We start from the raw sequence: 23,961 nt of genomic DNA, 5'->3' as shown, positions 1-23,961 counted from the left end.
CTGCATGGCGATGATTTCGTCAGGTTCGGCTGTCCGCGGTAAGTTAGGCTCAGAAAGCGAGACGAACGCATCACGCTTGTTGTTCAGGCAATCCAGGCTTCAGAAGGCAACTTGCGTGCTCCGGGTTGCCGACACCGATGCAGGAAGACGAGCTGAACCAAGGGGACTAACTCAGCTATAGTCCGCGACGGCCAAGAGCTTCGACCTTCGTAAGCCAACGCTTTCGCGCCGCCTCGTCCACCTGCTCGACCATTCCGAAAAAGGTCTGCCGCACGGGCCGAACTCCGGCAAAATTCAGGATGCTGCGTCTCAGGCCGTTGACCCCATGACCCCCGAACCAAAATCGATAGACGGGTGTTGGCATTCCCATCGTGACAATCAGCCGGGCCGAGCAGCCGGCAAGCAGCCTCTTCGCAAAACCGCGGTCGCGATATTGAAAAGCGACGCCTGGCCGAAATACCTGCTCCAGGAAGGCCTTCAGCATTGCCGGCATGGTGCCGAGCCAAAGCGGAAAGATGACAACGATATGTTCGGCCCATTGGATAGCTTCGGCCGCAGCGGCAAGTGCTTCGGGAACCATACCGTTTTCAAACTCTTCGCGCGAGCGAAGCAACGGGAAATCCAGCTTGGCGATATCCAGCCTGCGCAGCGTAAAGCCTGCATTTGTCGCACCTGTCGCGTATGCATCCGCAAGCGCGCCACACAGATGGCGATCATGACCGTCCGGATGCGCTTCTATGATCAGTATGTGCCGCGGCAAAGTTCAAGCTCCTGTTGGAATTGAGAGGTGTGCTCGAGACTGGGTGCCTCGTATCGCGTCGAAGCCCAGTCGATGAGAGCACGCGCTTTCAACCGACGACGGCATTATGACATGCCATCCGGAAAGAGCCTTGACCTATCGCAATTTCTTCCTGTGGAACGAGGAATGTTTTCGCTCATGCCGGAAGAACCAGCTCTTTGCCATCTCCAGCGCGACCGCGAAAGCGACGGTTATGGAGAGCAGAGCGCCCAGCACGCTGAAAGGCAGAGGCACGAAACCGAAGGTCTCCGCGAAGGGCAGATATGGCAGGCTGATGCCGACGAGACCGATGGGGGCTGTCGTTGCGACAAGCAGGCCGCTCGGCCTGCTCTTCCAACTCGAAAAGACCGTGCGGACGATCAGCATCGTTGCGATCTGAGATGTCAGCGATTCAACGAACCATCCCGTCCGGAACGCATCGACGCCCACTCCGGCGAAGAGAAGGAAACCGAAGGTCACGAAATCGAAGAGGGAGCTGATCGGCCCGAAACACAGCATGAAGCGTTGAATGCCGGCGATGTTCCAGCGCTTCGGCCGCTGCACCTCGGCAGGATCGACCCTGTCGGTGGCGATCGTCATCGACGGGATGTCCGCCAGAAGATTGTTGAGCAGGATCTGTTTGGCAAGCAGTGGCAGGAAGGGCAGCAGGAGCGAGGCTATCGCCATGCTGATCATGTTGCCGAAATTGGCGCTGGTGGCGATCGATATATATTTCAGCGTATTTGCAAACGTCCGTCGTCCGTCGTCGACGCCACGCATCAGGACATCGAGGTCGCGGCGCAGCAGGATGACGTCGGCCGCTTCCCGCGCAACATCGACGGCGCTATCGACCGAGATGCCCACATCGGCTTCATGCAGAGCGGGAGCATCATTGATACCGTCGCCCATATAGCCGACGACATGGTTAGCCCTGCGCAAGGCCTTGATAATCCGCTCTTTTTGATTGGGATCGATTTCAGCGAACAGGTCCGTCTTCGTGGCTTTGGCGAAAAGCGCATCATTGCTCATGGACGCGATGTCGCGGCCACTCAGCACGCGCGCGTCTTTCAGACCGACCAACTTCGCCAGATGCGCGACGACATAGCGATTGTCCCCCGAGATGATCTTGATGCCGATCCCGCGCTTGCGTAGCCCCCCAAGAACCTCCTTCACGCCAGCCTTGGGAGGATCAAGAAACAGGAGGAAGCCTTCCAGGCAAAGGGCGGTTTCGTCGCTTTTGTCGAGTGGCGTCTTTTGCTGATCAAATGAGCCTGTCGCCACCGCTATGACGCGAATTCCGTCCTCGCTCCATCGCTGGTAGCGTCCGTCGATTTCGGCGCGCAACTGGGCATCGATCGGTTTGGCGACGCTGCCTGCTTTCGCCGTCGTGCAAATGTCCAAAAGAGTAGTGACCGCGCCCTTGCAGATCAGTTGGGCGCCATCCTGCTGAGCGACGACGACCGAAAGCCGCTTTCGGGCGAAATCATAAGGAATCTCACCCAGCTTCCGATAAGCTGAAAGCACGGTTTCTTTTTTTTCGGCCAGAATGGCATCGTCGAGCGGATTCTTGAGACCCGCCTGCAGGCCGGCGTTGAGGATGGCCAGCAATCTTACCTGGTCGGAAGGCTGACCCTGCACGTCAACACATTTGTCGAGGCGGATCGTCCCCTCCGTCAGCGTTCCGGTCTTGTCCGTGCAGAGCATATCCATGCTGCCCAGATTTTCCATGGCCTCCAGACGGCGGATAATGACACCCTGCCGCGCCATGACACGGGCGCCGCGCGCCAGCGTCACACTGATGATGGCGGGCAACAGCTCGGGCGTCAGCCCGACAGCGAGTGCAAGCGAAAACAGCAGTGAGTCGATAAGCGGACGGTGGAGCAGTAGGTTAGCGATGAAAACGACGAATACGATGACCAGCATAATTCTGGTCATCAGATAGCCGAAGCGGCGAATACCGCGCGCAAAGTCCGTTTCGGGAATTTCGCGGGTGATGGCGCCCGCGATAGCGGCGAACTCCGTGTTGTTGCCTGTCTTGACCGCAAGCGCGGTTGCGATGCCGCTTCGCACCGAAGTTCCGGTGAAGACACAGTTCAAGCGACCGTCGATCGGCGTGTCGGGCTTGGATATGCCCGGCGCTTTGGCGACGGGAAACGTCTCGCCGGTCAGCGCCGCCTCCGTCACATTGAGGTCCTGGGTGGATAGAAGAACCGCATCGGCGGGCACCAGACTCCCCGCAGACAGTTTGATGATGTCACCGGGCACGATCCGATCAGCCGGGATTGTCTGTTCCTTCCCGTCGCGGATGACGGCAGCGGTTAGCGAAATGCCGCGTCGAAGCGATTCGATGGCACGCGAGGCAGAGAATTCCTGCGAGAATCCCAGCAGGCAGCTTGCGCCGACGATACAGCCGATGATCACGGCGTCATGTATTTCGCCAACGCCTGCAGCGACGATAGCCGCGAAAATGAGAATTAAGACCAGCGGGCTGAGAAACTGCTTCAGCAGGAGGCGCAACACATTCGCTCGACCGCCGACCCTGAGTGTGTTCGAACCGTAGATTTGCAACCGGCCCGTCGCTTCCGCCGTGGACAGGCCAGACGACTGCGATTTATATTCGGTAAACAGCACCGCGATGGATTTTGCCCAGTAAGGAGTGGGGAAATCTGCGACACGATGCTCTAGCGCGACATTCTTGGCTGGATTGTCCATGGTCCTGCTCCCTGGGAGGATGAGGAACAATTGCACGCGCAGCGCAGCGGGCATTGATGAGGGTCAATTTCTGGCTCCCGGCATGCCCGCGGTGGCGTTACCGCGGACGGCACCGCACCCAACCCGAATGTGATCTGGGCTCAGGACTTTGGTAACAGGACCGTTCCAGTCAGGCAAAGAGTGACGACCGCATCGGATAGTTGCCGACGATTGATTTATGCCGAGAAATCCAGGAGCAGACGAGACGAATGCTGTGCGGGTGTTTCGAACATCCGGTACTCTGTCACATCCATGTCATGAAACGCGTCGACACCTCGTGCCAGGTCAGGAGCGGGTACCCATGGATTATTTCAGACGTTTCAACTTTCTGTTCGCAACGCCGGCTTTCGACAGCGACGACCTGGAGGGCGCCCGCTACAACCAGATCGTCGAGGAGATCGAGCGCTCGGGCTTTGAGGTAGTGCGGGCGCGCAATCTCGAAGATGCAGAGATAGCCGTGCAGACAGACGCCGCCATCGGCTGCATGCTCGTCGACTGGGGCAAAAAGGGGCTCGAGGGCAAAACGGCTTCCCTCATCAATCTGATGCGTCGGCGCGGTCTCGAATTCCCGATCATCCTGCTGATCCGCCGTAAGCGCTTCGAGGATGTGCCGGTGGAGGTGCTCGATTTCATCGACGGCTATGTCTTCCTGTCGGAAGAAACGCCCGCCTTCATCGCCAAGAGCCTCATCAGCCGGCTCAAGCAATATGCCGAGACGTTGAAGACGCCGTTCTTCGGTGCGCTGGTCGATTATGCCGAAGAAGGCAACCACCTTTGGACCTGCCCTGGGCACAATGGCGGCATCTTCTACAGCCGCAGCCCTATCGGTCGAGTATTCATGGAGCATCTCGGCGAAGCGGTGTTTCGCGACGATCTCGACAATTCCGTGCTCGACCTCGGCGACCTTCTGACCCACGAAGGACCGGCGCTGGCCGCACAGAAGGAAGCCGCCAAAATTTTCGGCGCCGAGAAGACCTATTTCGTGCTGAACGGCACCTCCACCTCCAATAAGGTCGCCCTCTCCGCCCTCGTCACCGATGGCGATCTCGTGCTGTTCGACCGTAACAATCATAAGGCCGCTCATCACGGCGCGTTGATGATTTCCGGCGGCATTCCGGTTTACCTGCCGACTATACGCAACCTCCATGGCTTGATCGGTCCCATCGATTTTGCGGCTATGGACGAAGAGGCGCTCAGAGAGCGCATCCGCACCCATCCGCTGGTGAAAGACCCCGAGGCCTACAAAAAGCCTCGTCCATTCCGCGTCGCGGTGGTGGAGCAGTGCACCTACGACGGCACCATTCACAATGCCGAGATGATCCTCAAGCGTATCGGACATTTGTGCGATTACATCCTCTTCGACGAGGCCTGGGCCGGCTTCATGAAGTTTCATCCGCTCTATGCCGGACGTTTTGCCATGGGTCTTGCCGATCTCGGCCCGGATGCGCCAGGCATCGTCGCCACTCAATCCACCCATAAGCAGCTTGCAAGCTTCTCGCAGGCCTCGCAGATCCACATGAAGGACCGGCATATCACCGGCCAGAAGCGCCGTGTGGAGCACCGGCGGTTCAACGAAAGCTTCATGCAGCACGCGTCGACCTCACCCTTCTACCCGCTGTTTGCCTCGCTTGACGTGGGCGCGCAGATGATGAAGGGCCGCTCGGGCGAAGTGCTGTGGGACGATACGATCCGTCTCGGTATCGAGCTGCGTAAGAAGATCCGTGCGGTGCGCCGCGAATTCGAGGAAAAGGAGCATCGCCCCGAGCGCCGCTGGTTCTTCGAGCCCTTCGTGCCAGACCGGGTGGCAATCCCGGATGTGTCGAGCCCCGGCGCGGTGCATGAGGTGCTTTGGGAAAGTGTCTCTACCGACCAGCTCGCCACCAATCCCGCCTTCTGGCACCTGACGCCGGACGCTACATGGCATGGCTTTTCAGGGATGGAGCAGGGCTTCGCCATGACCGATCCGAACAAGCTCACCCTGCTCACCCCCGGCTTCGACCGGAAAAGCGGAAAATACACCGAGCACGGCATACCGGCGCCCATAGTCGCGCAATATCTGCGGGAAAACCGCATAGTCGCGGAGAAGAACGACCTCAATTCGCTGCTCTTCTTGCTCACGCCTGGTGTAGAGGCCAGCAAAGCCGGTACCCTGATCAGCGGCCTCGTCGCCTTCAAAAAACTCCATGACGACAATGCTCTGCTGGAGGAGGCGATCCCGGAATTCTATCGACGCCGTCCGGGCCGCTATGGCGGAGTACGCCTGCGCGATCTGTGCGCGGAAATGCACAACTTCTTCCGCCAGGCCGATGTCAGCGCGCTTCAGACAAAACAGTTTTCTGCTGACCACTTACCCCCGATGGCCATGTCGCCCCATGATGCCGCGCGCTGCCTGGTTCGCAACGATGTCGACTATCTGCCGATCGACGCCATTGCCGGCCGCATCGCAACCACGCCGTTTGTAGTTTATCCTCCCGGTATTGCGACTATCGTGCCAGGCGAGCGCCTGAGCGAAAGGGCTAAGCCCATGATCGACTATCTCAAGATGTTTGAAACCTGCTTCAACACCTTCCCCGGCTTTGAGGTGGAGATTCAGGGGATCTATCGCGAGATCGATGCATCCGGCCGCATCCGGCTTTATACCTACGTCGTTGCGGAATAGGCTGAGAAGTTCAGGTTCGATCATGGAGCAGAACAAAACGATCTTCATTCGTCCGTCTCGCGAGACGGACGTCGATGCTATGCTTGCCATCTATCGCCGCCACATTCGCCGCGGCGTCGAGGACGGGGTGGACGATAACGACACGCCGCAACCGGATGATCTGCGGGAACGGCGCAAAAATTTGAAGAGCCGCCGGTTTCCGCATGTGGTCGCGATCGAAGGCGAAAAAGTGGTGGGCTATGCCTATGTGGTTCTGTTCCGCAAACGCCCGGCCTATCGCTACACCGTCAAGCATTCGATCTATGTGCATCATGACCATGTCGGCCAGGGTGTCGGGAGCCTCCTCATGCGGGCGTTGATCGACACCTGTGCCGCCGCCGGCTTTCGGCAGATGATCGGCTATATCGACGCCGATAACGCTGCTTCGCTCGCCCTGCATGAACGGTTCGGTTTTGCCCGTGTCGGCCTGTTGCCGGGAGTTGCCTATCGTTACGGCCGTTGGGCCGACACCGTCATGGTGCAGCGTTCACTTGCCGCCGGCTCGACCACCCCACCGCCGCCACTGCCCCTCTCCACCCGCTGAGACCAACGGGATTGAATCTCTGGTACCAACGCACTCCCATTGCATCGGGGCGCTCCCAATCGAGATTGAGGCGGCGAATTCGTTATCGACCTCCAACCTCGTCGTGACGGCTGGCGTCCTTCCCTTTGACAAATCCCGATTTGACTTCTGGCCTGCCGCAACGGCATCCGGACGTCGAGCGATCATCGGCGTAGCCTTCGATCAGGATCGGCGCGCTGCAAATTCCGGCGCCATCTGGACATCGCCGCTCTCCTGTTCTGCGCCATGATTGACCGTCACGCCGACTAGGTCGTGGATGCATAGTGGCACGAGATGAGACCAACAGCATTTCTCCGTTGCCGATGCCTTTGGCATTTCGCTCACTGCAGCAACGACAAAATTGGAAATGTAGTGTTAACGATTGCTCAAGCACAGTGATAATGCACTAGAACTTTTTCGCCCACTTTGATTCCGACACCCCGCCCGGCATCATGCAGATGAACGGCTCGGCGGCTCGGGGAGATACCGCATGCGCCCAAGATTTAGCATTTTCAAGTGCCTCGGCTTCGCCGCAGTGGCGGCAGCACTTTGCGGTGCGGGCCCGGCATTTGCCTTGAGCAATGCGTCGGCCATTCCAGTCTGGCTGGCGGGATATGTTGGAGAAGGAAATGGGCAGATTGCTCCAGTCGTGCTGGAGCGGGCTCGGGCACTCTACCTGGAGAAGGTCGCAGAGGGACGTGTGAGAAACGCATGCTATTTTGCGATGGACGCCACGCGTCCTAACGGAACTGCAGGTGGCCGGTTCTACATGATCTGCGAGGCGTCCCAGTCTTTCCACGTGATATCGGCAGGGCATGGCGGTGGCCGCAATCTGCAAGGGGTCGTCAACTTTTCCAACGGGCGGGAGTGTGCAAAAAACTTCGGCAACGCAATGGATTCCAATCTGACGGCCGGTGGCGAGTACCTTACGAATGAGATCAAGACATCCTTTAAAGGCTATTATCGTGCTTCTACCAATCGGGACGCAGTTCTGACCCGATCGTTCGTTCAGTTCGACGGCATCGGCGAGACTGCGAACGCCAGGCAGCGCGCCATCGGTGGACATGCCGCGGCGCTCGTCTCGGGCATATGCATGCAGAAAAAACCGGAAAGCCCCTACGCCAATCGCGAGGGCTACGTCCCATTCGGCAAACTGGTCACCTATGCGGGCGGCCGCAGCGACGGCTGCACCAGCTGGTCACCGGAGGATACCGTGCAAGTGTTGTCGATGGTCAAAGATAACCCGACGACCCTCTATATCTATCCGGAGGCCCGTGACATCAGTGCCATTGCGCGTGCGGTCGCATCAGGCCAATCGCCGGCCAAAAGCGGTTCTTACTGGAATGCCTCATGCCTCAGCGAGATCGGCTCGCCGCAGTTCTGGCCGAAAGAGAAGCTCGAGCCAATCATCGCCCAGTACAAGCAAGATCATCCAGCGCCGCCGCCGCGCCCCATTCCCCTTTGCGAAGCTGTGTCCAATTGAGACGCGGCACGTTCCTTGCTGCTCATGTTTAAACCTCCAGGAGGTGGCGCCGATCGCAACCCCGTCACGGCGGTTCAAAGGGCGGCGCGCAACTGGGTGAAGGCACCGGCGGGCGAACGGACGCGGAGCACGGCGAGGCCGTTGCCGAACGCCGCGCTGCGCCAGGACCGATGGCCGGACAGTGTTGCGACGGGCCGATCTCGGCGTTACCGCTTCAGCGGGTTCAGGAAACGGTTTCGAGATCGGTCGACCTAAACTCGTCCGCCGTGGCGAGGATCGGCACGCCATGGAATTTGGCGCAGGCATAATGCAGGCAATCGCCGAGGTTCAGGCCATGGCGGCCGCTGCGATAACGGTGCGCGGCGACAAGGGCGAGCCGCGTCGTCTCGGAGGCCGGGGGAAGATCGCGAACCTCGATTTCCCGCACATCAAGGAATTCCACCACAATTGTTTCGACTGCAGGCACTGGAAGATTGAACTTGTCGGGCCGTGCAAGGCCGAGGACGGTTTCGAGAATGGCGACGGGAGATGTAAACGGATGTCTGGCCGAAGAAATGGCGTCGGAGACGCGTGCCGCCTCCGGCTCATCAGAGAGAAGCGCGATGATTGCGCAGGCATCGACGAACATCACGCATCATCCCACATGTCATCGAAGGCTTCACGGGGAAGAGGCTTGCGGGCATCGTCGTTCATCGCGACCCCATGCTTTTTTCGCAAGCGTGCGGCAGTCTGCAACGGCGTCTCCGCGCGAGTGCGACGCTCGATCGCCTCGCGCATAGCTATGACGATGGCGTCGGTGATGCCGACGCCAGCCATTTCGGCAAACTTGCGCGTCAACGCGTCGGCCTCCGGATTGTTGACATTGATGGGCATGAGCCATCTCCATGTAGATAATTCTTGGAAAGAATGTAGATCATCGCGTAGCCTTTTCCAAGAGCGCCGAACGCTTCGTATTCCCGCTCGGTGGTGCCAACGGCGCCTGGGATCTCTGCAGCTTCCATAGCGCCGGTTGGCGCACTGTCGCCGATATCGGTGGCGGCATTATCCTCAGCTGTCGTCCCCCTAAAGGACATCGCTCCGCGGGCCAGCGGAATTTCAAAGCTTCCATTCGTCAACCGCGACGCGGGATCATACCGGAATTTCCCACCTTCTCCTGTCCGCCGGAATCCGCAGTCGTCACTCGCACATGCATCTCATTGATCAATATCACGAGGAGATCTTCATGCAGCGTATTCCAGCCATGCAACGTTTGCGCTGCTCAATTCGCAACCACTCTGCTACATAATTAGGCAACAAATTAACGAGGTATGCAATGAAAACGAACAACAGGATCATTGAGTTTTTTGAACTTCGCAAGGCCTATCGCGAACTCGCACAGCTCAGCGACTCCGCGCTGAAGGACATCGGTCTCGCCCGCGGCGATATCAAGCGAGCAGTATACGGTCGCTAAGAGGGTCAGGCTCTTGGGATGAGCCTGCCAAATTGAATCGCTGCCTGGCGAGCCAAACGCCAAGGATAAAAACCACGGCCATTCGCCGTGGTTTTTGCTTTAGGCCACATGGGTGGATCCATCCATTCAAGACCCGAGTATTTATCCGGCCTCCAACGCGCACGATCGGCTACAGAGGCAAATTAGACCGCCGTCTCCCTTTGCACATACCGGAAACTTCACCGCACTTCAGATAGTCCTTGCCAAATTATCGATAAAAATATCTTCTATCCATAATTTGAGTCTGGAGGACGAACGTAGTGAAGAAAATCACCCAAATTTCGGAATGTTCGACACTTTATCCATCACGATCGCCCGCCATCACCCTCGGTGAAGCAAAAACTATCTATAATTTGCCATTTAACGATCTGCTCTTCCGGGCTCAGACCATCCACCGCGCGCATTTCGACCCCAACGCCGTACAGATGAGCCGACTTCTGTCGATCAAGACAGGCGGATGCGCCGAAGATTGCGGGTATTGCAGCCAGTCCGCCCACTATCCGACCGGCCTGAAGGCCTCGAAGCTGATGGAAGTCGAACGCGTTCTCACTGAGGCGCGCAAAGCCAAGGATGCGGGCGCGACTCGCTACTGCATGGGGGCGGCGTGGCGCAGCCCGAAGGACCGCGATATGGACACTCTGGTCGCCATGGTCGAGGGCGTGAAGGCGCTCGGCATGGAAACCTGCATGACGCTCGGCATGCTGACGGAGACTCAGGCAGGCGAACTCGCGGAAGCCGGCCTCGACTACTACAACCACAACATCGACACCTCCGAGCGCTTCTATTCCGAAATCATCACCACCCGAAGCTTCGCGGACCGGCTCGATACGCTGGAAACCGTACGTATGGCCGGCATCAAGGTGTGTGCCGGCGGAATTCTGGGCATGGGCGAGACGGTCGACGACCGGATCTCGATGCTGCTGACGCTGGCGAACCTGCCTGTGCCGCCGGAAAGCGTGCCGATCAACCAACTCATCCCCATTCCCGGTTCGAAGCTGGCGGACGCTGAACCTATCGATGCGATCGATTTCGTCCGCACGATCGCACTGGCGCGCATCCTGATGCCGACCTCGCATCTGCGCCTTTCGGCCGGACGCACCGAAATGAGCGACGAGATGCAGGCGCTCTGTTTCTTCGCGGGCGCCAACTCCATCTTCGTCGGCGACACGCTGCTGACGGCGGACAATCCCGGCGACGATCACGACACCGCGCTCTTCCGCCGCCTCGGCCTTTCTCCCATGCCGCTGGAGCCGGCGGTGTGACGGCGATACTTTCGGACTATGCCGCCACGCTTGAGGGCCTGCGGCGCAAGGCGCGGCTGCGCAGCCTGGCGCCGCAGCGTGGCACGGACTTTACGTCCAACGATTTTCTCGCTCTTGCGGGCGCACCACGCCTCAAGGCGGCGATCATCGCGGCGATGGAAAGCGGCGTTCCGGCGGGGGCGGGCGGCTCGCGCCTGCTGCGCGGCAACCATCCGGAACACGAGGCGCTGGAGATGGAAGCCGCCGAATTTTTCGGCGTGGAACGCGTGCTCTATTTCGGCAGCGGCTATGCCGCCAATTCTGCGCTTTTCTCGACCTTGCCACGGCGTGAAGATCTGATCGTGCACGACGCGCTCATCCATGCCAGCGCCCATGAGGGCATTGCGGCCAGCAAGGCGACGGCCGTCAGTATTGATCACAACGATGCGAACGCCTTCGATGAGGCGATTCGAAACTGGCGCAGGGAGGGCGGTAAGGGCCGGCCCTGGATTGCCGTCGAGAGCCTCTATTCCATGGACGGTGACAGAGCGCCGCTCGCCGCCCTCGCCGATATTGCCGATCGTCACGAGGCCTTTCTAGTGATCGACGAAGCCCATGCCACCGGCGTTTTCGGCACGGGGGCAGAGGGCTGGCGGCGGGGTTGGAGGGCCGGGACAATGTGCTTGCCCTTCATACCTGCGGCAAGGCGCTGGGCGTATCGGGGGCGCTGCTTGCCGTGCCGCGCATGCTTGCCGACTATCTCGTCAACCGCGCCCGCGCCTTCATCTATTCCACCGCGCCCTCGCCTCTCATGGCGGCGGGCGTGCGCGAAGCCTTGCGCATAGTGGATGACGAACCCGAGCGCCGCGAGGCCCTGGAACGTCTGGTCGCCTTTGTCGGTGACGGATTGAAGAGCCGATTCGGCATAGAGCCGAGCGGGTCGCAGATCCAGCCTGTTATCATCGGCGACAACGCGGGTGCGGTACGAATTGCCGAAACTCTTCAGGCTCAAGGGTTCGACATCCGTGCGATCCGTCCTCCGACCGTGCCGGAGGGCACGGCACGCCTGCGGCTGTCGATCACGCTCAACGTCGATTCGGAGCAGATTGCGCACATGCTGGATTGCCTCGCCGCTGCCATGGAGGAACACAGGAAATGACCGCCCGTTTCGTGGTAACCGGCACGGATACCGGCATCGGCAAGACCGTGTTTGCCGCAGCGCTGACGGGCGCGCTCAACGCCCGATATTGGAAACCCGTGCAATCCGGACTGGAAGATGAGACGGACAGCGAAGCCGTTGTCCGACTGAGCCGGCTGCCCGCAGCGCATATCCTGCCGGAAGCCTATCGCCTCTCCGCCCCGCTCTCACCGCATCTTTCGGCACGACTCGACGGCGTGGAAATCGACCCGGCCCGGCTTGAGCCGCCAGCCTGCACCGGTCCGCTGGTAATCGAGGGAGCCGGCGGCCTACTGGTCCCGCTCACGAAAAACACGGTCTTTGCCGATGTCTTCGCCCGGTGGCGTATTCCCGTCATTCTCTGCGCCCGAACGTCGCTCGGCACCATCAATCACACGCTACTGTCCATCGAGGCGCTGCGCAGCCGCGACATTCCCCTCTGCGGCGTGGCTTTTCTCGGCGCGGAAAATGCCGACACCCAGGCGACCATCGCCGCCATCGGGCAAGTGAAGGTGTTGGGCCGGCTGCCCCTGCTGGAAAGCCTGACGAGTGAAACTCTGCGCCGCGCCTTCCGCGAAAATTTCGACATTGAGTTCCTGATGGAGGCACGCGCGTGACCCCCTCGCCCGTCTGGCACCCCTTTACACAGCATGCCCTTGAACCGCCAATGAAGCGCATCGTCGCGACCGAAGGCGCATATCTGTTCGACGAGGATGGCAATCGCATCCTCGACGCAATCTCGTCATGGTGGGTGATCACCCATGGCCATCGCCATCGCGGCATCATGGCGGCAATCCGCGAAGCGACGGAGGCCTACGACCAGATTATCTTCGCGGAATTTACCCATGAACCCGCAGAAATCCTCGCCGAACGTCTGCTCGCCTTCGCGCCCTCGGGACTGAAACACGTCTTCTACTCGGACAGCGGATCGACGGCCGTCGAGGTGGCGATCAAGATGGCGCTCGGCACTTTCCACAATCGCGGCATCGCGCGTGATCGCATCGTCGTGATGGAACATGGCTATCATGGCGACACGATCGGCACCATGTCCGCGGGAGAGCGTGGCGTGTTCAATGCGCCCTTCGAGCCGCTGCTCTTCGGCGTCGACCGCCTTCCCTTCCCCGAACTCGGTCGGGAACAGGAAACGCTCGATGCGTTCGAAGCCATCTGCCGTTCGGGAAAGGTCGCCGCCATTCTGGTCGAACCGCTGGTGCTCGGCGCGGGGGGCATGAAGTTCTACGGCAGCGCCGTGCTTTCTGCTCTCAAGGAGATCGCCGGCCGATACGGCTGCCTGTTCATCGCCGATGAGGTGATGACCGGCTGGGGTCGTACCGGAACGCGCTTTGCCTGCGAACAGGCGGGTGTAACTCCGGATATCCTGTGTACATCGAAGGGTCTGACCGGGGTGCCCTGCCGCTGGCGGCAACTCTTTGCACAGCAGAGATTTTCGAGGCCCATCTGTCTTCCGACCGACGCAAGACCTTTTTCCATTCGAGTTCCTATACCGCCAACGCAATCGCCTGCGCGGCGGCTGTCGCCAATCTGCAGGTCTGGCAAGACGAACCGGTCGAAACCCGGATTGCCGAGCTTGCCGCGCAGCACAGCCATCATCTGCGACGCTTCCAGAACGACAATAGATTTGTAAACGTCAGGCAATGCGGAACGATCGCCGCCCTCGATCTTGCAGTACCCACCGGCGGCTACCTCGCCGAAGTGGGGCCGCGCATACGCAAGCTGTTTCGCGAGCGCGGGTTGCTTGTGCGCCCGCTCGGAAACGTCATCTACCTGATGCCGCCCTATTGCACAAGCGCCGGGGATATCGCGGCAGCCTATGATGCGATCGACGAAGTCGCCTCGCTCGTTCTAGAGGAGACTGGATCTTGACGCCTCTCTCCTCCCGCCTCGCCGGATTCGGTCATGCCGTTCCATCCCGTATCGTCCATAATGCGGAAATCGAGAGCCAACTCGGCCTCGAGGATGGCTGGATCGAAAGGCGCACCGGCATCCGATCCCGCCATTGGGCAGCCGAGGGGGACACATTGAGCGGCCTTGCAGCCGAGGCCGGAAAAATGGCCCTTGAGGACGCCGGAATTGCACCGGGCGAGATCGCCATGACCTTGCTTGCCACCTCGACGCCGGATCATCTCTTGCCACCTTCGGCGCCGCTTCTGGCGCACAAGCTCGGCTTGCGAAATTCCGGAGCCATCGATCTTGCCGGAGCTTGCTCGGGCTTCCTCTACGCGCTGACGCTGGCGGATGGCTTCGTGCGTGCGCATGGCCGGGCGGTGCTCGTCGTTGCCGCCAATATTCTCAGCCGCCGCATCAACCCTGCGGAACGCGCCAGCGCCGTTCTGTTTGCGGATGGCGGCGGCGCTGTCGTGCTTGCTCCATGCCGCGATGGTCAAAGCGGTCTCAAGGCAGCCGTGATGGCTTCAGATGGAAGTGGCTATGATCTGATTACCATCCCATCCGGCGGCAGCAACAAGCCATTTTCTCCGGAAGCCGCGGGGGACCAAGTGCTGATGACGATGCGCGATGGGCGCGAGGTCTTCTCCCGCGCTGTCGAGTTGATGACACGCACCTCACGCGAAGCGATGGATGAGGCTGCCGTAACGGTCTCCGCCATCGACCGCTTCATCCCGCATCAGGCCAATCTCCGTCTTTGCGACGCGGTTCGCCATAATCTCGAATTGGAAGAAGGCAAGCTTGTCAGCACGATCGCGGAATTCGGTAATTCGTCGGCTGCGACCATTCCGCTGTCCCTTTCCGTCGAAAATCGCCGTAAACCGTTCAAGCCGGGAGAGCATCTGCTCATGACTGCCGCCGGTGCGGGCCTGGCGGGCGGGGCTGTCATCCTCGCGGTCTAAACTGGCGCGGTGGAACCGCGACAGTTCTATGAAGAATATGGAGAATCAACAAAGGAGCAGGTAAGAATAGGGCATTCAAGTCAATGCGACCCCTTCTGAAACCGATGATAATTCAATGAGCGTTGCAAAAGATGATCCCATCGCTGTGCGGATAAGCCGGACACTCGCGGATCGTATTATTTCAGGCGTGATCGAAGCGGGCGCCAAGCTCAGGCAGGACCACATTGCCGAGGAATTCGGCGCCAGCCATGTGCCCGTGCGCGAGGCCTTCCGTCGCCTCGAATCCCAAGGCCTGGTGGTCAGTCAGCCCCGCAAGGGCGTGCGCGTGGTCGGCTTTAGCGTCGAAGAGGTGCGCGAAGTGGCGGAGATGCGTGCCGCTCTTGAAGTATTGGCGCTACGCAATGCTGCGCCTCATATGACCAAAGCCATTCTGGACCGGGCCGAAGAGGCGATCCATGCCGGTGATCGCGCGACTGACGTTCAGGCCTGGGAAGAGGCGAACGGGACGTTCCACCGTCTCATTCTGTCTCCCTGCAACATGCCGCGCCTGCTGAAGACAATTGAAGACCTGCACGCCGTCAGCGCGCGCTTCCTGTTTTCCGGCTGGCGCGCTGAATGGGAGGCACCGACTGATCGCGATCATCGTGCCATTCTCAACGCGTTGCGTGCCGGTAATGTGGACGTTGCCACGGCGGTCCTTTCGCGCCACGTGCAATGGATGGGGCAGAAACCGGGAAGCAGACCGTAGTTTCAACCTTCTCGATGAAATGATCGGGTTGCGGCAACCCACGCCAGCGTCCGTTGTTCGGGATCAGGATTGCGCGTAATGTCGGTCACAACCGCGGCGCTATCGGCCCCATTTTCGAACACGCCGGCAAGGCGCTCCACCGTCAGCCCGCCAATAGCGACGAGCGGCAGCGGGCCGGCGCGGCTCTTCCAGTCGCGCAGACGGTCAAGACCTTGCGGCGCCCAGGGCATCGCCTTGAGAATGGTGGGGTAGATCGGACCGAGCGCGATATAATCCGGACGCGCCGCAAGCGAGGTTGCCAGTTCCGCCTCGTCATGCGTGGAAAGCCCCAGCTTCAGGCCGGCCTCGCGGATGGCGGCAAGATCGGCCGTCGCCAGATCCTCCTGGCCGAGGTGAATGAAATCACAGCCTTCCTCGATGGCAAGCTGCCAGTAGTCATTGACGATCAACTGGCACGCATGCGCCGCGCAGACTGCTTTTGCACGCCGGATGTCTGTGCGGATGTCCGATAAGGCGCGCTCCTTGACGCGCAGTTGCACGAGTTTAACGCCAAGCGGGACCAGCCTTTCGGTCCAGACAGCGCTATCGACGATCAGATAGAAAGGATCGAGCTTCACGCGAATACCGCCTTTCCAATCACGGGTGTCGACGGAACCGCCATGTCGCGCGGCTCCAGCATGCCGGCGCCGAACGCCTGTCTGCCGGCCTCAATCGCCTTGGCAAAGGCTTCCGCCATCCCAGCGGGATCACCCGCACCGGCAACCGCAGTATTCAGAAGGACCGCATCAAAACCGAGCTCCATCACGGTCATTGCATGCGACGGGCGGCCGATGCCTGCATCGACGATCAGCGGTACCTCTGGAAAATGCGCGCGCATGGATCGAAGGGCCGAAAGATTGAGAGGGCCCGCCGCGGTGCCGATCGGGGCGCACCAGGGCATCAACACCTTGCATCCCGCCTCCAGCAGACGCTCGGCCACCACCAGGTCGTCGGTCGTATAGGGAAAGACCTCAAAGCCGTCACCCGCGAGTATGCGGGTCGCCTCCACCAGCGCGAAGACATCTGGCTGCAGTGTATCGTGATTGCCGATCACCTCCAGCTTGATCCAGTTGGTCTGGAACACCTCACGCGCCATCTTGGCCGTCAGCACGGCCTCGGATACGCCGTGGCAGCCGGCGGTATTGGGAAGAACGCGGACGCCGAGCGCCCGGATCATATCGAAAAACGCACCGCCATTGCGCCCGCCGGCTGTTTCCCGGCGCAGCGACACGGTGACGATCTCCGTCCCCGATCGCTTGACGGCTTCGGCCAGGACGACCGGCGAAGGATAACGTGCTGTGCCGAGAAGAAGACGCGAGCCAATCTGGCTTCCGTAGAGATCAAGCATGGGTCAGCCTCCCTGCATGGGGGTCAGGATCTCGATCCTGTCATTGTCGTTCAGAAGGTGATCATCGCGATCCTCGCGATGGATGAGTTCGCCGTTGACGGCGGTTGCCAGCCACTCGCCCTCATAATCGAGCGCGGCCAGAAGCTGCGAAAGCGTGGTTGCGGCTGTCGTCTCGGGTTCGCCGTTTATGATCAGGCGCATCGAGGGCTCCTTTGCTTCGTCTGTTCGGAAAAGACCAGATCCGCGGCTTCGGCTGCCATGGTCGGTGCCAGCAAAAAACCGTGGCGATAAAGGCCATTGAGGATGATGACATTGTCCTCGCGCGTCACCCGCGGAAGGTTGTCTGGAAAGGCGGGGCGTATGCCGGTGCCGGTTTCGACGACAGAGGCATCGGCAAATGCGGGATGCAGCGCATAGGCAGCGTTCAGCAGCTCCATCAGCGAGCGCGTGGTGATCGGCCCTTGAAAGTCCGTTTCGATCATTGTCGCGCCGACCATGAACAGGCCTTCGCCGCGTGGCACGATATAGATGGGAAAACGCGGATGCAACAGGCGGACAGGACGCGCAAGCGTGACCTCCTCCGTCTGCAGATAGAGCATTTCGCCCCGCACACCCCGCAACTCCCCGCTCTGACCGATGCGAGCTGCGCCCGTGCAATCGACGATTTCAGAGAAGCCGTCGCTATCCGCGATCTCATCGACGAAGGTGACGCCGTTTGCCGAGAGATTGTCTTTCAATGCCTGCAATACATGGCGGGGATTGAGGTGCGCTTCCTGCGGAAAAAACAGGCCATGCCTGAAACGGCCGGCAAAGGAGGGTTCGAGGAAGGCGATGTCGTCTTCGTCTACCCAGCGATAGCCAGTCGTACGATTGGCAAATCGCTTCAGCTCGCTTTGATCGCGGTTCGGCGCGACGACAAGCGTGCCGTTGCGGGCGACCTTGCCCGGTAGAATCGCCTCCCATCGGTCCGCGGAATCGCGGCCGCGCTCGAGAACAGCCTCATCGGCGCTTTCTCGTTCGCACCAGGGCGCCAGCATGCCGCCTGCGAGCCAGGAGGCAGCTTGGCGGAAATTCCGGCTGGGATCTGAGATCGTGACCTCAGCGCCGCGCCGAAGCAGTTCATGAGCGACCGTGAGGCCGGCAACACCGGCCCCTTTGACGAGGACGCGCATATCACTCGGCCGGATGTGCGGTGGCATCGACCGGCATGTAGAGGTCGCCGCCTTCCCGATATTTCGCCGCCATCGCTTCCAGCCCTTCCTTCTGCGCCTCGGCGCGGATGTCGTGCGAAATCCGCATGGAGCAGAATTTCGGGCCGCACATCGAGCAGAAATGCGCAACCTTGTGGGCTTCCTTCGGCAAGGTTTCGTCATGGAAGCTTCGGGCGGTATCGGGATCGAGCGACAGGTTGAACTGATCCTCCCAGCGGAATTCGAAGCGGGCACGGGATAATGCGTCGTCGCGGACTTGAGCGGCTGGGTGACCTTTGGCAAGGTCGGCCGCATGGGCGGCGATCTTATAGGTGATGACACCGGTCTTGACGTCGTTGCGGTCGGGCAGGCCTAGATGTTCCTTCGGGGTCACGTAGCAGAGCATGGCGGTGCCGAACCAGCCGATCATCGCTGCGCCGATCCCCGAGGTGATGTGATCGTAGCCTGGCGCAATGTCGGTCGTCAGCGGCCCGAGCGTGTAGAAGGGCGCCTCTCCGCAAACGGCGAGCTGCTTGTCCATATTCTCCTTGATCTTGTGCATCGGAACATGGCCGGGGCCCTCGATCATCACCTGGCAATCTTTCGCCCAGGCGACCTTCGTCAATTCGCCCAGCGTTTCCAGTTCGGCAAACTGCGCGGCGTCGTTGGCATCAGCGATCGAGCCGGGGCGCAGGCCGTCACCGAGCGAGAAGGAGACGTCATAGGCGCGGCAGATGTCGCAGATTTCCTGGAAATGCTCGTAAAGGAAGCTCTCGCGGTGATGATGGAGACACCACTTCGCCATGATCGAGCCGCCGCGCGAAACGATGCCGGTGACGCGATTGACGGTCAGCGGGATGTAATGCAACCGCACGCCGGCATGGATGGTGAAATAGTCGACACCCTGTTCGGCCTGCTCGATCAGCGTGTCGCGATAGACTTCCCAGGTAAGCTCCTCGGCAATGCCGCCGACCTTTTCCAGCGCCTGATAGAGTGGCACGGTGCCGATCGGCAGCGGCGAATTGCGGACGATCCATTCGCGGATGTTGTGGATGTTGCGGCCGGTCGACAGGTCCATCACGGTATCGGCGCCCCAGCGAGCGGCCCAGACCATCTTCTCGACTTCCTCGGCCATGGAGGAGGTGACGGCGGAATTGCCGATATTGGCGTTGATCTTCACCAGGAAGTTCCGGCCGATGATCATCGGTTCGCTTTCCGGGTGATTGATATTCGCCGGAATGATCGCCCGGCCGGCTGCGACCTCCTGGCGGACGAATTCCGGCGTCACATGATCAGGAATATGTGCGCCGAAGCTCTCACCGTCACGAAGCATGGCTTCGGCCTTGGCCTTGCGGCCGAGATTTTCGCGGATGGCGATGAATTCCATTTCCGGCGTGATGATGCCGGCGCGCGCATAGGCGAGCTGGGTAACGGCCTTGCCGTCCTTGGCGCGCCGTGGCTGGCGCTTGGCCGGAAATTCCGGTGTCAGCCGCTCGCCGGTCACAAAGCCATTGTCTTCGGGACGCACATGGCGGCCTTCATAGACCTCGACATCGTCGCGGGCGAGCACCCAGTCGCGGCGGAGCTGCGACAGGCCCTGCTCGATGCGGATATCTGCTCCCTCGATGGTATAGGGGCCGGAGGAATCGTAGACGACGACAGGCGGCTCGCCCGATGTCGGATGGACGCTGATCTCGCGCATCGGAACGCGGATGTCGGTGTGAATGTCTCCGGGGATGTAGATCTTCCGCGACGCCGGCAGCGGGCCGGTGGTGACGGTCGGGGTGAAGTTCTTTGCGGCAATGGTCATGGTTTGAGGCTCCAAGTGTTGTTTGGAGACCCAGTCAATCAGCCGGAATGATGGAAAGACGCCGGCATGGAATCCACGAGGGAATCCGAAGCCTTCGAGCGCTTGCACCGTCCCTACGCCAGTATGAACTGGATCAGGTTCAACGGGTCACTGCGCCCACAATCGGCAAAGCCGTATTGTCCAGCAGTATCTCAGCCCCTTGCCGGGACCCCCCTGGTGAATGCCGCAAAGACTATGTCCGGGGCTGAGTCCGTGTCAACCCCGGAACCGCGGCCCCTGGCTGACCAGGCCGCGAGGAAAATGCCGGGATCGAGCGTCCCCTTCCGATCCGCGATCGGGCTAAAGATCAGGACGAGACTGATCGTTTGCAATGGGCAATCTAATTGTCAAAGTTCGTTCAATTTCGCATTCGCCAATAGCCTGACCAGCCAATCAACGAACACCCGGACCCCCGCCATCGTCTTCATACTGCCGGGACCACGGACCCGTTGATCCGATGCCGGCGTATGCCGGCCCAGTCTTGGTTCAAGGCGGACGATTTAATGGTCGATCGATGGTAAATGCAGGGCATTTGATTATTCATTCCTATCGAGAGGGAGTGTTAGTTGGATTGACTTGCTCTCAACAAGCGATGGGGAGAGTTGTCTTCGTATCCGAGCTTGTCGAAGCTTGCGAGCTCCAGGATCAGGCCCCAAGGAGCCCGAAAATAAATCCAGTTGAAGCCTGCCAAAGGACCCGTCTCCACTAAGTTGGGACCGTCAAGCATTTCGATGCCTTGCGCCCGCAGGCGCTCCGCGGAAGCATGCACATCCTGGACTTCGAAGCAGAGGTGCATGCCGCCGACCTCTGATGATCGTTTCGGTGGCGAGGCTTCCTCGCCGCTATATTCGAAGAGCTCGACGCTCGTTCCCTCGCCACAACGCAGGAAAACCAGATCGCGAATGGTCGACTGTGCCGAAGCGCCGAGCTTGTTCTTCATGAAATCCTGATCGACATCGAACGGTCCCGTGCGAAAGACATCGATGGCGCCGAAGACCGCTTGAAAGAAGGCGACGCCCTCTTCGATATTCGGGACGGTGATGCCGATATGATGCATACCGTAGACTTTAGTTGCCATGTTATCTTCCTCATCAGAATGCGGTTGAATGATCGAAATCACGACGTTCGAAAGCAAATTCCAGCCGTATAGATGGTCGAATCCAGAGCATATGGGCCATCCGCTATCCCATCAGGAGGCGGCTCGTCTGCGCACCGCCGCATAGATCAACGCAGCGACGACGATCAGAATCCCCTGGAACAAATACTGATAGGTCTGGGTGAGGCTAAGGAAAGTGACGGCGCTAAGGATCTCGGTAAGCAGGACAGCGCCTAAGACCGTTCCGATAAACGTCCCGCGACCGCCCGTCAGGCTCGTGCCGCCGAGCACGACGGCAGTGATGCTGGAGAGTGTATAACTGACCCCCTGACGCGGGTCGCCAACGCCGATCTGGGTCATCAGCATCACGGCACCGAGACCGGTCAGCAACGAGCAAGCGATATATCCGCTGATGTAGGTCAGATCGATTCGAATGCCCATTCGGCGTGCCGATTCCTCGTTGGAACCGACGGCCCGCAGGCGCCAGCCGAGCCTCGTCCGGCGCAAGGCATATTCACCGCACAAGGTGACGGCGACAAGCACCAGGAAGGCCACGGGAAACGGACCCCACTGCCAGTTGATCCAGTCCGTCACCGTGGAACTTATATAGCCGTCGGGATTATCGCGCAGCAGGAAGCTCAGCCCCTGGATCGCGATATACATGGCGAGCGTCGCGGCGATGGGCGTAAAGTTCGCATATCGTATCAGAAGTCCGTTCACAGCGCCGGTGACAAACGCGCCGGCGAACATCAGCATTAAGCCCACCAGAACCACCGGCGTCGACATACCGTCGTTGACGAAGAACGAGGCGACGACGACGAGGAAGCCGGCGAGCGGTCCTACGGAAAGATCGATACCGCCCATGAGCAACGCGATGGTCTGCCCGAGCGCGATAAAGCCCAATGCGGTCGCCAGAAGAAAAATGTTGTAGATATTGGAGATCGACAGGAAGTTGTCGTTCTGGCCGTTGACATAGAGCCCAAGAAGCAGAGTGACGAGCGCCAGAGGCACGATCGGTGAATTGTCCGACTGCAAGAAGTGGCGAAGCCCCTCCGATTGCGCCGCCACTGCCTTCGAGCCGCTTTCAACATCATGGGTTTCCGCCTTGACGGCGGCGGCGACGATCCGTTCTTCGGTGACTTCATCACCGGTGAGCGTTTCGACGACATGTCCGCGCGACATCACGACGACTTTGTCACAGAGCCCCTCGAGCTCCACGGCATCGGAAGAATTCACGATAACGGGCGTTCCAGCATCCGAGACGTCCCGCAGGATGCGGTAGATTTCGAAGCGCGCGCCGACGTCGACGCCTTGGGTCGGCTCGTCGGCGATGATCAGGCCCGGCTCCGACAAAAGCGCTCGCGACATCACGACCTTCTGCTGGTTGCCGCCGGACAGCGACAGGATCGGGGCCTCCATGCTTGGCGCCTTCACCGCCAGCTCGTCGAAGATCGACTTAACCTTTTCGTGTTCCTTCGCGCGACTCATGATCCCGTTAACCGCGAGTTTGTCCAGGGCCGAGAAAGTGGCGTTTTCACGCACGGTCAGGCCGCTCGCGACGCCCTCCCGATGCCTGTCAGAAGGCATGAAGGCGGCTTCGCGCAGAAGTCCCTGCTGTTTGAGCATGCGGCCGCGCAAGGTGATAGCGCCCTGTGCCGGCTCCAGTCCCGCGAGCGTGCGCATGAGTCCCGTCTGGCCATTGCCTGCCACACCAGCAATGCCGATGATCTGGCCACGCGGCACATCGAAGCTGATATTTCTAAGTCCCCTTCCGCTCAGGCCGGCGATAGAGAGGCTCGTTTCCTCGGCTACGTCCTTCGACTTCGGCGGGAAAGCGGCTTCAAGCGTGCGGCCCACAATGAGACCTACGAGGTCGGCATCGCTGATATCTCCGACACGTGCGGCGCCACGAACGCGTCCGTCGCGCAAGACTGTCACGCGGTCGGCAATCTGGCGCAACTCCGCCAGACGGTGGGTAATGTAGATGACCGAGGTTCCGGTCGCGACCGCGTTGCGGATGCGACCGAACAGCATGTCCGACGCTTCCTGATCAAGGGAGGCGGTCGGTTCGTCGAGAATGAGAACTTTGGGCTTGAGCGCAAGCGCCTTACCGATTTCGAGCAGATGCTTCTGCGCCACCGTCATACGATCGGCGCGCATACGCAACGGCAGCTGCAGCCCTACCGCATCGAGCATGTCCTGGACGACATCCTGCGCCGGTCGATCGGAAAAAACAGAAGGTGGCAGCGCAACACAGACGTTCTCCAGAACCGAAAGATCCTCGAGGATCGCCGGGTGCTGGAAACAGATAGCGATGCCAAGAGAGGCCGCGACTTCGGGTGTCATCTGCTGGATGCGCTGGTCTTCGAAGGTAATTTCGCCCCCGCTGGCCTGGAGCGTGCCCGCGATGATGTTCATCAATGTCGATTTACCTGCACCATTCTCACCAAGAATGGCATGAACCTCGCCCGGCAGGAATTCGACGTTCACATCGCGGAGCGCTGGAACGCCCGAGAAATATTTGTAGATGCCGGCCAAGCGGATGGTCACGTCGTAATGTGCCGATCTGCCCGCCTCGATCGCATTAACCTGTGCTGCAGTCATAGCTTATGATCCAGTCTAGGGACGCTTGCCCGGAGGTTTTC

At 60.1% G+C, this 23,961-nt stretch carries 19 protein-coding genes, 2 pseudogenes and 1 riboswitch; of the genes and pseudogenes, 10 read left to right on the top strand and 11 right to left on the bottom strand.

Annotated features, from left to right (window positions below):
* Nucleotides 1–175 precede the first annotated feature (175 nt).
* Nucleotides 176–760: an NAD(P)H-dependent oxidoreductase gene (locus tag CCGE525_RS27770; RefSeq protein ID WP_162950332.1), complete on the bottom strand. Its 585-nt coding sequence runs from the start codon at nt 758–760 to the stop codon at nt 176–178.
* A 135-nt stretch (nt 761–895) separates the two neighbouring features.
* On the bottom strand, nt 896–3,490 hold the full coding sequence (mgtA, locus tag CCGE525_RS27765; RefSeq protein WP_120707470.1) for a magnesium-translocating P-type ATPase: 2,595 nt from the start codon (nt 3,488–3,490) through the stop codon (nt 896–898).
* A gap of 340 nt (nt 3,491–3,830) precedes the next feature.
* On the opposite strand from mgtA, the gene CCGE525_RS27760 reads away from it, so the two are divergent.
* The 3 genes from CCGE525_RS27760 (at nt 3,831) to CCGE525_RS27750 (ending at nt 8,272) form a co-directional block, all read left to right on the top strand.
* Entirely contained in the window at nt 3,831–6,188 is a 2,358-nt protein-coding gene (locus CCGE525_RS27760; protein WP_120707469.1) for an Orn/Lys/Arg family decarboxylase, read from the top strand.
* A 22-nt stretch (nt 6,189–6,210) separates the two neighbouring features.
* The gene (locus CCGE525_RS27755) at nt 6,211–6,771 is read left to right on the top strand and encodes a GNAT family N-acetyltransferase (protein ID WP_120707468.1); all 561 of its coding nucleotides are present in this window, start codon (nt 6,211–6,213) and stop codon (nt 6,769–6,771) included.
* 508 nt (nt 6,772–7,279) lie between these two features.
* Nucleotides 7,280–8,272 carry a hypothetical protein gene (locus tag CCGE525_RS27750; RefSeq protein ID WP_120707467.1) on the top strand — a complete coding sequence of 331 codons (993 nt, stop codon included), beginning with the start codon at nt 7,280–7,282 and terminating at the stop codon, nt 8,270–8,272.
* A gap of 223 nt (nt 8,273–8,495) precedes the next feature.
* Here the strand turns inward: CCGE525_RS27750 and CCGE525_RS27745 are convergent, their stop codons facing one another.
* Together CCGE525_RS27745 and CCGE525_RS27740 are read right to left on the bottom strand one after the other, a co-directional pair.
* Nucleotides 8,496–8,900 carry a type II toxin-antitoxin system VapC family toxin gene (locus CCGE525_RS27745; protein ID WP_120707466.1) on the bottom strand — a complete coding sequence of 135 codons (405 nt, stop codon included), beginning with the start codon at nt 8,898–8,900 and terminating at the stop codon, nt 8,496–8,498.
* Entirely contained in the window at nt 8,900–9,145 is a 246-nt protein-coding gene (locus CCGE525_RS27740; RefSeq protein ID WP_120707465.1) for a type II toxin-antitoxin system VapB family antitoxin, read from the bottom strand. Before CCGE525_RS27740 ends, CCGE525_RS27745 begins: the two co-directional genes overlap by 1 nt.
* 439 nt (nt 9,146–9,584) lie before the next feature.
* On the opposite strand from CCGE525_RS27740, the gene CCGE525_RS27735 reads away from it, so the two are divergent.
* The 7 genes and pseudogenes from CCGE525_RS27735 (at nt 9,585) to CCGE525_RS27705 (ending at nt 15,794) form a co-directional block, all read left to right on the top strand.
* Complete coding sequence (locus CCGE525_RS27735) at nt 9,585–9,722, top strand: DUF1127 domain-containing protein (RefSeq protein ID WP_120707464.1); 138 nt, start codon at nt 9,585–9,587, stop codon at nt 9,720–9,722.
* 308 nt (nt 9,723–10,030) lie between these two features.
* A complete protein-coding gene (gene bioB / locus CCGE525_RS27730; RefSeq protein ID WP_425375920.1) occupies nt 10,031–11,023 on the top strand; it encodes a biotin synthase BioB in 993 nt (330 codons plus the stop codon).
* A pseudogene (locus CCGE525_RS27725) lies at nt 11,020–12,161 on the top strand (8-amino-7-oxononanoate synthase). The gene bioB and the pseudogene CCGE525_RS27725 overlap by 4 nt, the downstream one beginning before the upstream one ends.
* Nucleotides 12,158–12,796, top strand: coding sequence for a dethiobiotin synthase (bioD, locus tag CCGE525_RS27720; protein WP_120707462.1), 639 nt, complete (start codon nt 12,158–12,160; stop codon nt 12,794–12,796). Before CCGE525_RS27725 ends, bioD begins: the two are co-directional and overlap by 4 nt.
* Nucleotides 12,793–14,063: pseudogene (locus tag CCGE525_RS27715) on the top strand (adenosylmethionine--8-amino-7-oxononanoate transaminase). The gene bioD and the pseudogene CCGE525_RS27715 overlap by 4 nt, the downstream one beginning before the upstream one ends.
* The gene (locus CCGE525_RS27710) at nt 14,060–15,046 is read left to right on the top strand and encodes a beta-ketoacyl-ACP synthase III (protein ID WP_120707461.1); all 987 of its coding nucleotides are present in this window, start codon (nt 14,060–14,062) and stop codon (nt 15,044–15,046) included. Before CCGE525_RS27715 ends, CCGE525_RS27710 begins: the two are co-directional and overlap by 4 nt.
* A gap of 115 nt (nt 15,047–15,161) precedes the next feature.
* Nucleotides 15,162–15,794 carry a GntR family transcriptional regulator gene (locus tag CCGE525_RS27705; protein ID WP_120707460.1) on the top strand — a complete coding sequence of 211 codons (633 nt, stop codon included), beginning with the start codon at nt 15,162–15,164 and terminating at the stop codon, nt 15,792–15,794.
* Nucleotides 15,795–15,796: 2 nt separating this feature from the next.
* Here the strand turns inward: CCGE525_RS27705 and CCGE525_RS27700 are convergent, their stop codons facing one another.
* From CCGE525_RS27700 to CCGE525_RS27670, 7 genes are all read right to left on the bottom strand, one after another.
* A complete protein-coding gene (locus CCGE525_RS27700) occupies nt 15,797–16,411 on the bottom strand; it encodes a thiamine phosphate synthase (protein WP_120707459.1) in 615 nt (204 codons plus the stop codon).
* Complete coding sequence (locus CCGE525_RS27695) at nt 16,408–17,181, bottom strand: thiazole synthase (protein ID WP_120707458.1); 774 nt, start codon at nt 17,179–17,181, stop codon at nt 16,408–16,410. The genes CCGE525_RS27700 and CCGE525_RS27695 overlap by 4 nt, the downstream gene beginning before the upstream one ends.
* A 3-nt stretch (nt 17,182–17,184) precedes the next feature.
* Entirely contained in the window at nt 17,185–17,382 is a 198-nt protein-coding gene (thiS, locus tag CCGE525_RS27690) for a sulfur carrier protein ThiS (RefSeq protein ID WP_120707457.1), read from the bottom strand.
* On the bottom strand, nt 17,373–18,353 hold the full coding sequence (thiO, locus tag CCGE525_RS27685; protein ID WP_120708659.1) for a glycine oxidase ThiO: 981 nt from the start codon (nt 18,351–18,353) through the stop codon (nt 17,373–17,375). Before thiO ends, thiS begins: the two co-directional genes overlap by 10 nt.
* Nucleotide 18,354: 1 nt before the next feature.
* On the bottom strand, nt 18,355–20,181 hold the full coding sequence (gene thiC, locus CCGE525_RS27680) for a phosphomethylpyrimidine synthase ThiC (protein WP_120708658.1): 1,827 nt from the start codon (nt 20,179–20,181) through the stop codon (nt 18,355–18,357).
* Nucleotides 20,182–20,273: 92 nt separating this feature from the next.
* A riboswitch (TPP riboswitch) is annotated at nt 20,274–20,406 on the bottom strand.
* 376 nt (nt 20,407–20,782) lie between these two features.
* The gene (locus tag CCGE525_RS27675; protein ID WP_120707456.1) at nt 20,783–21,298 is read right to left on the bottom strand and encodes a VOC family protein; all 516 of its coding nucleotides are present in this window, start codon (nt 21,296–21,298) and stop codon (nt 20,783–20,785) included.
* Nucleotides 21,299–21,409: 111 nt separating this feature from the next.
* Nucleotides 21,410–23,920, bottom strand: a complete 2,511-nt coding sequence (locus tag CCGE525_RS27670; protein ID WP_120707455.1) for an ATP-binding cassette domain-containing protein — start codon at nt 23,918–23,920, stop codon at nt 21,410–21,412.
* Nucleotides 23,921–23,961: the final 41 nt, after the last annotated feature.

It is taken from the genome of Rhizobium jaguaris (assembly GCF_003627755.1).
GTDB lineage: Bacteria > Pseudomonadota > Alphaproteobacteria > Rhizobiales > Rhizobiaceae > Rhizobium > Rhizobium jaguaris.
This window is presented reverse-complemented; position numbering and strand designations above follow the sequence as displayed.

Coding starts and splice junctions, on each gene's coding strand:
- CCGE525_RS27705 (WP_120707460.1), top strand. CDS start 15,162: ATGAGCGTTGCAAAAGATGATCCCATCGCTGTGCGGATAAGCCGGACA.
- CCGE525_RS27755 (WP_120707468.1), top strand. CDS start 6,211: ATGGAGCAGAACAAAACGATCTTCATTCGTCCGTCTCGCGAGACGGAC.
- CCGE525_RS27740 (WP_120707465.1), bottom strand. CDS start 9,145: ATGCCCATCAATGTCAACAATCCGGAGGCCGACGCGTTGACGCGCAAG.
- CCGE525_RS27760 (WP_120707469.1), top strand. CDS start 3,831: ATGGATTATTTCAGACGTTTCAACTTTCTGTTCGCAACGCCGGCTTTC.
- CCGE525_RS27735 (WP_120707464.1), top strand. CDS start 9,585: ATGAAAACGAACAACAGGATCATTGAGTTTTTTGAACTTCGCAAGGCC.
- CCGE525_RS27750 (WP_120707467.1), top strand. CDS start 7,280: ATGCGCCCAAGATTTAGCATTTTCAAGTGCCTCGGCTTCGCCGCAGTG.
- thiC (WP_120708658.1), bottom strand. CDS start 20,181: ATGACCATTGCCGCAAAGAACTTCACCCCGACCGTCACCACCGGCCCG.
- CCGE525_RS27745 (WP_120707466.1), bottom strand. CDS start 8,900: ATGTTCGTCGATGCCTGCGCAATCATCGCGCTTCTCTCTGATGAGCCG.
- CCGE525_RS27695 (WP_120707458.1), bottom strand. CDS start 17,181: ATGCTTGATCTCTACGGAAGCCAGATTGGCTCGCGTCTTCTTCTCGGC.
- CCGE525_RS27675 (WP_120707456.1), bottom strand. CDS start 21,298: ATGGCAACTAAAGTCTACGGTATGCATCATATCGGCATCACCGTCCCG.
- bioD (WP_120707462.1), top strand. CDS start 12,158: ATGACCGCCCGTTTCGTGGTAACCGGCACGGATACCGGCATCGGCAAG.
- CCGE525_RS27670 (WP_120707455.1), bottom strand. CDS start 23,920: ATGACTGCAGCACAGGTTAATGCGATCGAGGCGGGCAGATCGGCACAT.
- mgtA (WP_120707470.1), bottom strand. CDS start 3,490: ATGGACAATCCAGCCAAGAATGTCGCGCTAGAGCATCGTGTCGCAGAT.
- thiS (WP_120707457.1), bottom strand. CDS start 17,382: ATGCGCCTGATCATAAACGGCGAACCCGAGACGACAGCCGCAACCACG.
- thiO (WP_120708659.1), bottom strand. CDS start 18,353: ATGCGCGTCCTCGTCAAAGGGGCCGGTGTTGCCGGCCTCACGGTCGCT.